Origin of the sequence: Nocardia kruczakiae NBRC 101016, assembly GCF_001612965.1 — a bacterium.
Lineage (GTDB): Bacteria > Actinomycetota > Actinomycetes > Mycobacteriales > Mycobacteriaceae > Nocardia > Nocardia kruczakiae.
This window is the reverse complement of sequence record NZ_BDBL01000008.1, coordinates 1-12,666: the sequence shown is the minus strand read 5'-3', so window position 1 is coordinate 12,666 and position 12,666 is coordinate 1. Positions and strand designations below refer to the sequence as shown.

The window sequence follows — 12,666 nt, the reverse complement described above, 5'->3', positions numbered from 1 at the left end:
GGGCTTTTCTCGTTTCCGAGGTCTCTTGCCGGCGTGCGGTCAGTCCTGCACCGGCCAGGTGGATCCACCCGGCGGCATCGCGGGCATACCGAGCTTCCGGTGATCCCAGCTGCGCACCCGTTCCGGCACGACACGGATCGCGACGCGCTTGTTCAGCATCGCCTCCACCATCGGGCGCAGTTCCTCGGTGTAGGGGCCGGTGTAGCGTTCCCAGACGCTGACGCCGACCTTGAACAGCGCCTCCGAATCCTCGACGATCTCCGCGCGGCCCTCGATCGAGACCCCGCGCAACTGGTCGTAGGTATCGCCCGACTCGACCAGGACGGTGACGCGCGGATCGCGCCGCACATTCACCGCCTTCTGCGACTTGCCCTTCGTCTCGAACCAGATCTCACCGTCGACCAGGCCGTACCACATCGCCGTGAGATGCGGCGTTCCGTTCTTGCCCAGGGTCGCCAGCGTGATGATGCGGCTGCGTTCCAGAAATTCGGTGATCTCCGTCTCGGACATCACGATCTGTGCGCGTTGGTTCACTCCCATGCGGTCACGATACTTTACGGCGTATGGCCGGGATCACAGCGCGCGGACCGGGGTGGTCAGAGTCGCTTGTGCAGGGCGTCGGCGGCGGCCACGAGGTCGGCGGCCCAGCGCGCACCCGGGCGCCGGCCCATGCGATCGATGGGGCCCGATACCGAGACCGCGGCGATCACCTGGGACGACCCGTCGCGGACCGGCGCGGAGACGCTGGCCACACCCGCGGACCGTTCGGCCGCGCTCTGCGCCCAGCCGCGACGGCGGACCTCGGCCAGGGCGCGCTCGCCGAAGACCGCGTCGGCCAGGACACCGCGCTGCAGGTCCGGGTCGGCCCAGGCCAGCAGGACCTTCGCGGCCGATCCGGCGGTCAGCGGCAGGCGGGCGCCGACCGGGACGGTGTCGCGCAGGCCGGAGGTGGGTTCGAGAGCGGCCACACAGATGCGGGAGTGCCCGTCGAGCCGGTAGAGCTGCACGCTCTCGCCGGTGATCTCACGTAACCGGGGGAGGATGACGGCGGCGGCGTCGAGCAGCGGGTCCTCGGCGGTGGTGGCCAGCTCCGACAGCGCCGGTCCGGGCCGCCACGATCCGGCGGCGTTGCGGGCCAGCATGCGATGGGTCTCCAGCCCCACGGCCAGCCGATGCGCGGTGGCCCGGGGCAGTCCGGTGCGGGTGCACAGCTCGTTGAGTCCACACGGCTGCTCGGCCACGGCGTGAAGCACGGCCATGGCTTTGTCGAGCACCCCGATACCGCTATGCTGTCTCATAGAACGATATTAGCGTCTCGCATAGTGAGATTGGCAAGTTCGTCGAACACCAAAGACGCACACCGGCCGGTGGACCTCGACAGGACGCCCACCTCCAAGTTTGTGGCCCGCCTCGGTTCTGGACTGACGGAGCGAGGGAGCGCAGCGACTGAGTGGAGGAGGGAAGAACCGAGGCCCTGGGGGCCGCAAACCGCGGCGGCGAAGCCGTCGCAATAGGCACAGGAGGTTGTCATGGCCGAACGGCCACGCACGCTGGCGGAGAAGGTCTGGGACCAGCATGTCGTCGCACGGGGTGCGGGGGAGGGCGCGCAGCGCGAACCCGATCTCATCTACATCGATCTGCACCTGGTGCACGAGGTCACGAGCCCGCAGGCCTTCGACGGGTTGCGGGCGGCGGGTCGTCCGGTGCGCCGGCCGGATCTGACCATCGCGACCGAGGACCACAATGTGCCGACGGTCGATATCGATAAGCCGATCGCGGATCCGATCTCGCGCACACAGGTGGAAACCCTGCGGCGCAATTGCGAGGAATTCGGCGTCCGGCTGTATCCGATGGGTGATATCGAACAGGGCATCGTGCACGTGGTCGGTCCGCAGCTGGGTTTGACGCAGCCGGGCATGACCGTGGTGTGTGGTGATTCGCACACCTCCACCCACGGCGCATTCGGCGCGCTGGCGATGGGTATCGGCACCAGCGAGGTCGAACATGTGATGGCGACGCAGACGTTGTCGCTGCGGCCGTTCAAGACCATGGCGATCAATATCGACGGCGAGTTGCCGCCCGGCGTCACGAGCAAGGACGTGATTCTGGCGGTCATCGCGAAGATCGGCACCGGCGGCGGGCAGGGCTATGTGCTCGAATACCGCGGCGAGGCCGTGCGCGCCATGTCCATGGAGGCGCGGATGACGATGTGCAACATGTCGATCGAGGCCGGCGCCCGGGCGGGCATGGTGGCCCCCGACGAGGTCACCTACGAATTCCTGAAGGGCCGCGAACACGCCCCCACCGGCGCGGACTGGGATGCGGCGGTGGCCGCCTGGGAGGCGCTGAAGACCGATCCGGACGCCACTTTCGACGCCGAGGTGCACCTGGACGCCTCGTCCCTGACGCCGTTCGTCACCTGGGGCACCAACCCCGGTCAGGGCGCCCCGCTGGGCGATGTGGTGCCGAATCCGGAGGATTTCGCCGACGAAAACGAGCGAGCGTCCGCTGAGAAGGCGCTGACTTATATGGATTTGGAGCCGGGTACTCCGCTTCGTGAGGTGTCCGTGGATACGGTTTTCGTGGGGTCGTGCACCAACGGCCGGATCGAGGATTTGCGGGCCGTGGCGGACGTTCTGAAGGGCCGCAAGGTGGCCGAGAGCGTGCGGATGTTGATCGTTCCGGGCTCGATGCGGGTGCGCGCCCAGGCCGAATCCGAGGGTTTGGGCGAGATTTTCACCGCCGCCGGCGCGGAATGGCGGCAGGCCGGCTGCTCGATGTGCCTGGGAATGAATCCGGATCAGCTTTCTCCCGGTCAGCGGTGTGCTTCGACATCGAACCGCAACTTCGAGGGTCGTCAGGGTAAAGGCGGCCGTACGCATCTGGTTTCGCCGCAGGTCGCGGCCGCGACGGCGGTGCGGGGCCGGTTGTCGGCGCCTGCGGATCTGAACTGATCGGCCGGAATTCACCTCAGGACTACAGGAGCAACTATGGAACCGTTCAAGGTGCACAAGGGGATCGGCGTGCCGTTGCGCCGGTCGAATGTCGATACCGACCAGATCATCCCGGCGGTCTATCTGAAACGGGTGACTCGAACGGGATTCGAGGACGGTCTGTTCGCCGCCTGGCGTTCGGATCCGGGCTTCATTCTCAACACCAGCCCGTTCGACCGGGGAAGTGTGTTGGTCGCGGGTCCGGATTTCGGTACGGGATCGTCGCGAGAGCATGCGGTTTGGGCATTGATGGACTATGGCTTCCGGGTGGTGATCTCTTCCCGCTTCGCCGACATCTTCCGGGGCAACGCGGGTAAGGGCGGCTTGGTGGCCGCGCAGATGTCACAACATGATGTCGAATTGCTCTGGAAGTTGATCGAAGAACATCCGGGCCTGGAATTGATCGTCGATCTCGAGGCGCGCACTGTGGCCGCTGGAACCATCGTGTTGCCCTTCGATATTGACGACTACACCCGGTGGCGGCTGCTGGAAGGTCTGGACGACATCGGACTCACACTTCGGCAGGAAGAGGCCATCGAGCAGTTCGAAAAGGCAAGGCCGTCTTGGAAACCGACCACCATTCCAGCGGCTATTTCCGGGGACTGAACAGTCTCGAGTGTTAGCTGAGAGCAACCAATCGAGGTTGCTGCGCGTGTGCCACGCCACATGAAATTTGGCGTGGCACATAGACTCTTGCCCATTCAGGGTTTACCGTGGTACCTAGTCGGTCCGACGACGGGCCATTAGTCTGCGGAGGATTCAATGAACAAGGCGGAACTGATCGATGTTCTGACCGAGAAGTTGGGTACTGACAGGCGCACGGCCACTGCGGCAGTCGAGCACATTGTCGACACGATCGTGCGTGCGGTGAACAAGGGTCAGAGCGTCACAATCACCGGATTCGGTGTATTCGAACAGCGCAAGCGGGCGGCACGGGTGGCGCGTAATCCCCGCACCGGCGAGACGGTGAAGGTGAAGCCCACTTCGGTGCCCGCGTTCCGCCCGGGTGCGCAGTTCAAGGCGATCATCTCGGGCAAGCAGAAGATCGCGGCGGCCGGTCCGGCCGTGAAACGCGGTGTGGCAGCGCCGGTGTCGGGTGCGGCGAAGAAGGCCGCCGCCAAGAAGACCACGGCCAAGAAGACCGCCGCGAAGAAGACCACGGCCAAGAAGGCGGCTCCGGCGAAGAAGACGACCGCCAAGAAGGCAGCCACGAAGGCGCCCGCGAAGAAGGTGACCGCGGCGAAGAAGACGACCGCGGCCAAGAAGACGACCGCGGCCAAGAAGACCACGGCCACCAAGGCGACAGCCAAGAAGACCGCGGCCAAGAAGACGACCGCGGCCAAGACCGCGGCCAAGAAGGCTCCGGCCAAGAAGACCGCTGCCAAGCGCACGGCGACCAAGCGCACCACGCGGCGATAGGCGAGTGACGCGACGACAATGACCCCGGTCCTTTCGGTCCGGGGTCATTGCGTTTCAGTGGGTACGCAGATTTCAGTGGGTACGCAGGGACCGATCGAGGTGATCGGCGGCGACCAGCCGTCCGTCGGCGACCGACAGCACCCACACGCTGCCCTTGCGGTTCCGCGCCGGCGGCAGGGTGAGACCGTCGTCGTCGGCCCAGCGTTGCAGCAGATCCGGAATGACCTTGCCCTGACTGCAGACGAGCGGAACGACGCCGGGGGAGACCAGTTCCCGCAGCCGGTCCACACCGGCCTGCGGTGCTGCGGCATAACCGCTTTCCGACAGCAGCGGCTCGCGGGCGATGTCGAGGCCGAGGGCGTCGGCGACCGGCGCGACGGTCTGCACACACCGCAGCGGAGGCGCCGAATAGATCGCTCCCGGACCGAAGGCGAGCAGATTCGGCGTCAGCACCTGAACCTGTGCGCGACCGGCCTTTTCCAGCGGCCGCTCGTCGTCGGGACCGCTGAATCGGTCGCGGCGGCCCGCTTTCGCATGCCGCACCAGCACCAGGGTCGCGGTATCCGGCGGCAGGCGCAGGAAATTGCGGATGATTCGGCGATCCATCGGGTAGGACAGTTGATCCATCACCCGGTCCACCCGATGCCAGCGCAGCTGGTCGACTTCGGAATTGGTGACGAACTCGCCGTCGACGGGAGTGGCTGCCCAATAGTCCACTCGTTTGAGTTTGCGATGCCCGGGTACCGGATATGTGACCCGACCGAGATAGCGTCCCAGACGGCAGTTCAGGCCGGTTTCTTCGGCCACTTCGCGCACGGCCGCGACCATTGCGGTTTCGCCGGGGTCGAGCTTTCCTTTGGGCAGCGACCAATCGTCGTATTTGGGCCGGTGTACGAGGGCCACCTCGACCGGGCCGCCGTCGCGGGGCCGCCGCCACACCACCGCGCCGGCGGCGATGATGTTGGCGGTCACCCGCGGATCCGAGATGGTGTCGCCTGTGCTGCTCTCATCCGCATCCACCTTGCCGTCGCTCATCGACCCGCCGGTGTCGCCGAGGCGATCGAGGGCGGTGTCGCCGTCGTCCGGGGACCGATCGAAATCTCGTGTCGCCGAGGATTTCACTGCTGGTCCGGCCTCCGCAGTCGCATGAGGAAATCCTGATGGTCACGCACCTGCACGCCGCGGCCTTCGGCGTCGGGGCTCGGCTGGGCCGCCCAGCTGCCGTCGGGCTGCAGCACCCAGCATCGGGTCGCGGGATCGAGTGCGGAATCGAACACCACCGCCAACCGCTCGCGCAGCTTCGGGTCCTTCACCTGTGCCATGACCTCCACGCGCCGGTCGAGATTGCGGTGCATCATGTCGGCGCTGCCGATCCAGTATTCGTCCTGGGCCTGGAAATGCATGATGCGCGAATGTTCCAGGAACCGGCCGAGAATCGAGCGCACCTCGATGTTGTCGCTCATCCCGGGCACACCCGGCCGTAGCCCGCAGATGCCGCGCACGACGATCTGCACCGGAACCCCGGCCTGGGACGCGCGGTAGAGCGCGTCGATGATCTGCTCGTCGACGATCGCGTTGGCCTTGAGGCGAATACGAGCCGGCACGCCCTGGCCGGCCAGTTCGGTCTCGCGCCGGATCCGCTCCACGATGCCCGAACGCACACTGCTCGGCGCGACCAGGAGATTGCGGTAGTTGGCCTTTCGCGAATAGCCGGTCAGCGAGTTGAACAGGTCGGTGAGGTCGGCGCCGATTTCCGGTGCGGCGGTGAGCAGTCCGACGTCCTCGTAGAGCCGCGCGGTCTTCGGGTTGTAGTTCCCGGTCCCGATATGGCAGTAGCGGCGGATGGTGGCCCCTTCGCGGCGCACCACCAGACAGGTCTTGCAGTGCGTCTTGAGGCCGATGAGGCCGTAGACCACGTGCACGCCCGCCTGTTCCAGTGCGCGTGCCCATTTGATGTTGGCCTGTTCGTCGAAGCGGGCTTTGATCTCGACCAGCGCGACGACCTGCTTACCGGCCTCGGCGGCATCGATGAGCGCGTTGACGATGGGAGAGTCGCCCGAGGTGCGGTAGAGGGTCTGTTTGATGGCCAGCACCTGCGGATCGGCCGCGGCCTGCTCGATGAACCGTTGCACGCTGGTGGAGAACGAATCGTAGGGGTGGTGCACCAGCACATCGCCCTCCCGCAGGGCGGCGAAAACATTTCGCGGCGTTTCTCTTTCACCGAATGCGGGCGGGGTGGCCGGAACGTAGGGCGCATCCTTGAGCAGCGGCCGGTCGATGCCGTAGACCTGCCACAGGCACGACAGGTCGAGCAGGCCCGGCACCTGGATGACGTCGCCCGGATCGACGTCGAGTTCGCGCAGCAGCAGCTCGAGCATGTGCTCGGTCATATCGTCGGAAACTTCCAGGCGCACCGGCGATCCGAAGCGGCGGCGGGCCAGTTCGCGTTCGAGCGCCTGCAGCAGATCCTCGTCGCGGTCCTCGTCGACCTCGAAGTCGGCGTTGCGGGTGATGCGGAACGAATGGTGTTCCACCACTTCCATTCCCGGGAAGAGCTGATCGAGGTGGGCGGCGATCAGATCTTCCATCGGCAGGAAGGCGGCCAGCCGGGGCGGCGCCGCGATGTCGGAATCGCGCCGCCCGCCGGAAGTTTCGGCCCGGGTGCGGCGCACCCGGACGAAGCGATCGACATTGTCGGGCACCTTGACCCGCGCGAAATGCTCACCGCCGGTCTCGGAATCCTTCACCGTGACAGCCAGATTCAGGCTCAGGCCGCTAATATAGGGGAAAGGGTGGGCGGGATCGACCGCGAGCGGGGTCAGCACCGGGAAGACCTGGTCGAGGAAATACCCCGACAGCCGTCGGCGCTCGTCGTCGTCCAGATCGGCCCAGCCGATGATGTCGATACCGTCGGCGGTCAGAGCCGGGCGTACCTGGTCGAGAAAAACCCGGGCATGCCGCCCGGCCAGTTCCTGGGTGCGCTCGGCGATGAGGGTGAGCTGTTCGCTGGGCGACAGGCCGTCGGCGGAGCGGACCGAGAGCCCGGCCTCGGCGCGGCGTTTGAGGCCGGCCACCCGCACCATGTAGAACTCGTCGAGATTCGAGGAGAAGATGGCGAGGAATTTGGCACGTTCCAGCAGCGGTTCCGAAGGGTCCTCGGCCAGGGCCAGCACGCGGGCGTTGAAATCCAGCCAGCTCAGTTCTCGATTGAGGTAGCGATCGGCGGGCAACTGCGCCGCGGCGGCGGTGGTGGGCGGTGGCGTGGCCGCCGGCGGGGCCGCCGGTAGCCGGGGCTGTTGCGGGACGGTCTCCGTTTCGCTCACGCTCACGATCATTCCTTACGGCTCGGGTGGTGTCGCGCTCGACACCACCGTGGTGCGGCCTCGCATAGAGGCCTGGCGATCATCTAGCACACATGTGACGGTGCGGCACACCTCCGAATGAGGTTCTCGTGAACACCTACCGGCCAGCCGATGTCGCGCAACAGCGCGGCGGTGGCCGTGCCGACCCCGAGCGACAGCGCACGGTCGAGATCCTCGGCGGTGTCGACGTCGAGTCGCAGACCGGGCCAGTGCCCGCCCAGTTCCACCGCACCGGATTCCCGGTGGCGGCGCGCGGAATCCGCCCCGAAGCGGGGCAGCAGGGCGGCGGCATCGCCCGCCGCCGACGGGGCGAGCGAATCCGCCGCGTGGGTGTGGCCGGCCGCGCGGACCAGCAGCGCCGCGGTGCCCCGGCCGGTGTGGTCGACGATCACGGAGCGGCCGGTGGCGGGGGCGGCGGCGAGCATCGTCCGCAGCTCGTCGGCATGCACGGCCGGCAGATCTGCTTGCAACGCAAGCAGATCGACGGCGCCGTGACGCTCGCGCACAGCCTCGGCGGCCGATGCCAGCGCGGTGTTCAGGCCGTCGCTGTCCGAGTCGGGCTGGGCGGTATCGGCCGGAGCGGCCAGAGCGGCCGTGGACGGGTCCGGATGCACCGCCGCACCGAGTTCGCGCACGACGGTCGCGACGCGCTGATCGGGTGTCACCACCGTGACCGAGCCGAGCCCCGCGGCCAGGGTCGCGGCGACCGTATCCGACAGCATGGCCAGCACCAGCCGCGAGCGTTCACCCGCCGGCAATCGGTCGGCGAGTCGGCTCTTGGCTCGGTCGAGGTGCTTGACCGCGATCACGGCGTGGACGGCATCCGGACGCATGCGTTCATGGTCGCACGTTCCGGGTGCCCGCCGCCGCGAAGCATTGTCGGGCCCACAGCCCGGCGGCGGTGACCGATCGAACACGCGAACCCCCGAGTACCGGGTACTCGCGTCGCGGCGAGTGGCATATTGAAACGATGACGAGGGCGGCAGTGATGGGTGCGGGATCCTGGGGTACCGCATTCGCGAAAGTGCTCAACGACGCGGGTACCGAGGTCACGATGTGGGCGCGGCGGCCCGAGATCGCGAAGGCCGTGGCGACCGAACATCGCAATCCCGCCTATCTGCCCGATGTGTGGCTCGACGGGATCGCGGCGACCGATGACTACCGGGTGGCCCTCGACGACGCCGACATCGTCGTGCTGGCGGTTCCGTCGCAGTCCTTGCGTCCCAATCTGGCGCACTGGCGCGCGGCCGTCCGCTCCGATGCGACGCTGCTGAGTCTGGCCAAGGGCATCGAGACCGGGACACTCATGCGGATGAGCGAGGTCATCGCTGAGGTGACCGGCGCGGATTCCGGGCGCATCGCGGTGCTGTCGGGCCCGAACCTGGCCCGCGAGATCGCCGCCGAACAGCCGGCCGCCTCGGTGGTCGCCTGCTCCGACGCCGCGCGTGCGGAGGCCGTACAGCATTCCTGCGCCACCGGCTATTTCCGGCCCTACACCAATACCGATGTGATCGGCTGCGAGATCGGCGGCGCGTGCAAGAACGTGATCGCGCTGGCGTGCGGGATCGCCGCGGGTATGGGACTGGGTGACAACTCCGTCGCCAGTCTGATCACCCGCGGGCTCGCCGAGATCATCCGGCTCGGGGTGGCGCTGGGTGCGAATCCGGTCACGCTGGCCGGTCTGGCCGGGGTGGGCGATCTGGTGGCAACCTGTACCTCGCCGCTGTCGCGCAACCGGTCCTTCGGTCATGTGCTGGGCGCCGGCGGTTCGATGCGCGCCGCTCAGGACGCGACACACGGGCAGGTCGCGGAGGGTGTGAAGTCGTGTACCTCGATCCGGGCGCTGGCCGAGACCCACCATGTGGAGATGCCACTGACCACCGCGGTGCACCGGGTCTGTCACGAGGGGCTCTCGGTGTCCGATGCCGTCGGGCAATTACTCGGTCGGCGGATCAAACCGGAATGAATGATTTCGGTCCGGCCGGGGTACGGTTCGGACTATGACAAACCGGATCAGGGTTGCGGTGGTGTTCGGTGGCCGCAGCAACGAGCACGCGGTGTCGTGCGTTTCGGCCGGCATGGTGCTGACCAACCTGGATCCCGAACGCTACGAGGCGGTGCCCATCGGCATCACCCGCGAGGGCGCCTGGGTGCTCAGCGGCGCCGACGCGCGCGCACTCGCCATTCGCGAGCGCGCGCTGCCCACGGTCGACTCGGCCGGCACCGTGCTGACCCTGGCCGCCGATCCGAGCCGCTCGGGCGCCCTGGTCGCGCTCGACGGCGCCGAAGCGGTGCTCGGCGTGGTCGACGTGGTGTTTCCGGTGCTGCACGGGCCGTGGGGTGAGGACGGCACCCTGCAGGGGCTGCTGGAGCTGGCGGGGGTGCCCTACGTCGGCCCCGGCGTGCTGGCCAGCGCCACCGGCATGGACAAGGAGTTCACCAAGAAACTTCTTGCCGCGGAAGGACTTCCGGTCGGCACGCAGGTGGTGCTGCGCCCCGGCACCGATTCGGTGAGCGAGGCCGACCGCGACCGGCTCGGCCTGCCGGTGTTCGTCAAACCCGCGCGCGGGGGTTCCTCGATCGGCATCACCAAGGTCGAGGACTGGATCGATCTCGATTCGGCGATCGCCGCGGCCCGTCTGCACGATCCGAAGGTGATCGTGGAAGCCGCCATCGTCGGCCGCGAAGTCGAGTGCGGCGTACTGGAATTCCCGGACGGCCGGGTCGAGGCCAGCGTGATCGCCGAGATCCGCATGCCCGACGGCGACATCGCCGAGAGCGAAACCGCCTCCGGCGCCCCGCAATTCTACGATTTCGACACCAAATACCTCGACGACGTGTGCGAGTTCGATATCCCGGCCAAGCTGAACGACGATATCTCGCAACAGATCCGGGAACTCTCGGTGCGGGCGTTCCGGGCGCTGGACTGCCAGGGGCTGGCGCGAGTCGACTTCTTCGTCACCGACTCCGGACCGGTGATCAACGAGATCAACACCTTGCCCGGCTTCACCTCCATCTCCATGTATCCGCGCATGTGGGATGCCACCGGAATCGACAATCGCACCCTGATCACCACCCTGATCGAGACGGCGCTGACCCGGGGCACCGGACTGCGCTGAGTGGCGGTGCGGCGCGCGTAATCTGGGTGGGGTGATTCTCGCGATGACGCTGCCCGGTCTCGCGCTGCTGATCATCGCGGTCGCGTTCGCCGAGGTGGGCTACCGGAAGATGACCGGGCGCACTGCGCTGCCCTGGATGCGCGAATCCGCCGGGCCGAGCGCGGCGGGGATCGGATTCGAGCAGTTCGACGCGTTGTTCGACGCGGGTAAGCGGCACGAATTCGAGGAGCGGCAGACGGTTCTCATGCACCGGGAGAACCCGGGCGACGGAACCCCCGGCGACACGGAGATCGACCTGAGCGCCGGACGGGCGCGGTTACCGCGTTCCTGACCGGCTCAGTTCGGCACGGGGCCCGGGTCGAGCGGCTTCGCGGGCAAGGACTTGCCGATCGTGTTCGAGATCTCCTGCAGGGGAGACGGTCCCGCCTTGGTGGGCATCGTCACAGCGATATAGGTGCCGCGGTCCACCGCGTACCAGGTGCCGGAGGTCACGCCGCTGGTCTGATCGCGCACCTCGAACCAGTTCACGCCGTTGACCACCTGCAGCGCGGAGGCCTTGGTGAATTCCAGCGGCCGGTCCAATCCGCAGCGCAGCACGATCGGATCGCCGCCGCCCGACAGCTGCCAGGCCGCGGTCGCGGGCGGAGCAGGTTGGGCCAGTTCGGATTTGGTGTAGTCGTCGCCGAGTGACTCCGGCAGCGCGGTCAGCAGGGTGGTGCAATCCTGGCTCGACGCGGCGGGCGCCGGTACCGAGCCCAGCGCCAACGGCTCGCGGCCGGCGGACTGGCGCGACATGGCCGCGATGACGAGGACGACGACGATCAGCGCGACCGGAAGGGCGACAGCGGTCGCGATCAGCGCCGGATGCAGCTGGGGGCCGGAGTCGTCGGTTTCGGGGGTTTCGGCCACGGCCGGCGCGGAGTTCTCGTGCCGTTCGGTAGCGGGTTCCGGGTCGGCCGCGGCCGGAAGGCCGGGCTCGGACTCCGGTCGGTCGGGCTGCGGGGTGTCCGCTGTCGGCCGGTCCGTCTCGCTACTCATCCGGGATTCGTCTCCACTCGTGCCGGGCGGGCGTCGCGCCCGGCTGATTGTCTGGAAATGCGTGTTCGAGGGTATCGAACGGCCGTCGGCGCGCTGCCGCGGCATCCGGGCGCCGCGCCCGAGCGGAGGCCACAGCGGGCCGGTGCCGCCGCCGAGGCACAGGGTAGCGTCGGACTGTGGTGTCCCCGGTGACCTGAACCGGGTGTGGAGAAGGAGAGCGACATCACCGAGAGCGGCCCGCGCACCGTGCGCGACCTGGGCGAATTCGCATTGATCGAACGGATGAACGCCGGGCGGTCGTTCGGTGGTGGCGTCGAGCTGGGACCCGGGGACGATGCGGCGGTGGTCGCGGCGCCGGCCGGGCGTTACGTGGTCAGCACCGACATGCTCGTGCAGGATCGGCATTTCCGGCTGGACTGGTCGCGGCCGGAGGACATCGGGGCCAAGGCGATCGCGCAGAATGCCGCCGACGTGGTCGCGATGGGTGCCACGCCCAGCGCTTTCGTGGTGTCGCTGGGCTGCCCCGCCGAGACGCCGGTGACGTTCGTCGACGGATTGGCCGACGGCATGTGGGCGGAGGCCCGGCGGGCCGGGGCCCCGATCGCCGGCGGCGATGTGGTCCGCAGTCCGCAGCTGGTGATCTCGGTGACCGCATTCGGTGACCCTCGCCGCCGGGCCGTGCTGCGCTCGGGGGCGCGCGACGGCGATATCGTCGCGGTCGCCGGCCGGCTCGGC

Annotated in this window: 13 protein-coding genes; 7 read left to right on the top strand and 6 right to left on the bottom strand. The window is 67.8% G+C overall.

All coding sequences use genetic code 11. From position 1 onward, the window contains the following. Positions 1–39: 39 nt before the first annotated feature. Entirely contained in the window at positions 40–540 is a 501-nt protein-coding gene (locus tag NK1_RS08145; RefSeq protein ID WP_063007945.1) for a pyridoxamine 5'-phosphate oxidase family protein, read from the bottom strand. Positions 541–596: 56 nt separating this feature from the next. Further along, positions 597–1,298: an IclR family transcriptional regulator gene (locus tag NK1_RS08140; protein ID WP_063007944.1), complete on the bottom strand. Its 702-nt coding sequence runs from the start codon at positions 1,296–1,298 to the stop codon at positions 597–599. A gap of 231 nt (positions 1,299–1,529) precedes the next feature. Here NK1_RS08140 and leuC point away from each other — a divergent pair, with 231 nt between their 5' ends. The 3 genes from leuC to NK1_RS08125 all read left to right on the top strand — a co-directional run bounded on the left by leuC (position 1,530) and on the right by NK1_RS08125 (position 4,412). After that, positions 1,530–2,954 carry a 3-isopropylmalate dehydratase large subunit gene (gene leuC, locus NK1_RS08135; protein ID WP_063007943.1) on the top strand — a complete coding sequence of 475 codons (1,425 nt, stop codon included), beginning with the start codon at positions 1,530–1,532 and terminating at the stop codon, positions 2,952–2,954. A gap of 36 nt (positions 2,955–2,990) precedes the next feature. Continuing rightward, positions 2,991–3,599: a 3-isopropylmalate dehydratase small subunit gene (leuD, locus tag NK1_RS08130; RefSeq protein ID WP_063007942.1), complete on the top strand. Its 609-nt coding sequence runs from the start codon at positions 2,991–2,993 to the stop codon at positions 3,597–3,599. A 156-nt stretch (positions 3,600–3,755) separates the two neighbouring features. Further along, positions 3,756–4,412, top strand: coding sequence for an HU family DNA-binding protein (locus NK1_RS08125; RefSeq protein ID WP_063007941.1), 657 nt, complete (start codon positions 3,756–3,758; stop codon positions 4,410–4,412). Between the two features lie 72 nt (positions 4,413–4,484). Here NK1_RS08125 and NK1_RS08120 read toward each other — a convergent pair whose 3' ends face one another. The 3 genes from NK1_RS08120 to cofC form a co-directional block, all read right to left on the bottom strand. Next, a complete protein-coding gene (locus NK1_RS08120; RefSeq protein ID WP_084460710.1) occupies positions 4,485–5,447 on the bottom strand; it encodes an NUDIX hydrolase in 963 nt (320 codons plus the stop codon). 83 nt (positions 5,448–5,530) lie between these two features. Continuing rightward, positions 5,531–7,747 (bottom strand): RNA degradosome polyphosphate kinase, encoded by a 2,217-nt coding sequence (locus NK1_RS08115; protein ID WP_063007940.1) that lies wholly within the window; start codon positions 7,745–7,747, stop codon positions 5,531–5,533. A gap of 71 nt (positions 7,748–7,818) precedes the next feature. Continuing rightward, on the bottom strand, positions 7,819–8,607 hold the full coding sequence (gene cofC, locus NK1_RS08110) for a 2-phospho-L-lactate guanylyltransferase (protein ID WP_063007939.1): 789 nt from the start codon (positions 8,605–8,607) through the stop codon (positions 7,819–7,821). Between the two features lie 137 nt (positions 8,608–8,744). Between cofC and NK1_RS08105 the strand changes: the two genes are divergently transcribed. Genes NK1_RS08105 through NK1_RS08095 form a run of 3 tightly spaced genes read left to right on the top strand, consistent with a single transcriptional unit; the run spans position 8,745 to position 11,224 of the window. Continuing rightward, positions 8,745–9,740, top strand: coding sequence for an NAD(P)H-dependent glycerol-3-phosphate dehydrogenase (locus NK1_RS08105; RefSeq protein WP_063007938.1), 996 nt, complete (start codon positions 8,745–8,747; stop codon positions 9,738–9,740). Positions 9,741–9,774: 34 nt separating this feature from the next. Continuing rightward, positions 9,775–10,893, top strand: coding sequence for a D-alanine--D-alanine ligase family protein (locus NK1_RS08100; RefSeq protein ID WP_063007937.1), 1,119 nt, complete (start codon positions 9,775–9,777; stop codon positions 10,891–10,893). A gap of 31 nt (positions 10,894–10,924) precedes the next feature. Continuing rightward, positions 10,925–11,224, top strand: coding sequence for a DUF6191 domain-containing protein (locus NK1_RS08095; RefSeq protein ID WP_245660394.1), 300 nt, complete (start codon positions 10,925–10,927; stop codon positions 11,222–11,224). A gap of 5 nt (positions 11,225–11,229) precedes the next feature. On the opposite strand, the gene NK1_RS08090 is transcribed toward NK1_RS08095, so the two are convergent. Further along, the gene (locus NK1_RS08090; protein ID WP_084460709.1) at positions 11,230–11,931 is read right to left on the bottom strand and encodes a DUF3515 domain-containing protein; all 702 of its coding nucleotides are present in this window, start codon (positions 11,929–11,931) and stop codon (positions 11,230–11,232) included. Positions 11,932–12,213: 282 nt separating this feature from the next. Here NK1_RS08090 and NK1_RS08085 point away from each other — a divergent pair. Then, positions 12,214–12,666, top strand: a 453-nt coding sequence (locus NK1_RS08085) for an AIR synthase related protein (RefSeq protein ID WP_245660400.1), incomplete at its 3' end; no start/stop codon positions are given.

Bases quoted from the DNA above. Each gene is read 5' to 3' on its own strand.
- NK1_RS08100 (WP_063007937.1), top strand. From the start codon at position 9,775: ATGACAAACCGGATCAGGGTTGCGGTGGTGTTCGGTGGCCGCAGCAAC.
- NK1_RS08140 (WP_063007944.1), bottom strand. From the start codon at position 1,298: ATGAGACAGCATAGCGGTATCGGGGTGCTCGACAAAGCCATGGCCGTG.
- NK1_RS08115 (WP_063007940.1), bottom strand. From the start codon at position 7,747: ATGATCGTGAGCGTGAGCGAAACGGAGACCGTCCCGCAACAGCCCCGG.
- NK1_RS08145 (WP_063007945.1), bottom strand. From the start codon at position 540: ATGGGAGTGAACCAACGCGCACAGATCGTGATGTCCGAGACGGAGATC.
- NK1_RS08105 (WP_063007938.1), top strand. From the start codon at position 8,745: ATGACGAGGGCGGCAGTGATGGGTGCGGGATCCTGGGGTACCGCATTC.
- leuC (WP_063007943.1), top strand. From the start codon at position 1,530: ATGGCCGAACGGCCACGCACGCTGGCGGAGAAGGTCTGGGACCAGCAT.
- NK1_RS08125 (WP_063007941.1), top strand. From the start codon at position 3,756: ATGAACAAGGCGGAACTGATCGATGTTCTGACCGAGAAGTTGGGTACT.
- cofC (WP_063007939.1), bottom strand. From the start codon at position 8,607: ATGCGTCCGGATGCCGTCCACGCCGTGATCGCGGTCAAGCACCTCGAC.
- leuD (WP_063007942.1), top strand. From the start codon at position 2,991: ATGGAACCGTTCAAGGTGCACAAGGGGATCGGCGTGCCGTTGCGCCGG.
- NK1_RS08120 (WP_084460710.1), bottom strand. From the start codon at position 5,447: ATGAGCGACGGCAAGGTGGATGCGGATGAGAGCAGCACAGGCGACACC.
- NK1_RS08090 (WP_084460709.1), bottom strand. From the start codon at position 11,931: ATGAGTAGCGAGACGGACCGGCCGACAGCGGACACCCCGCAGCCCGAC.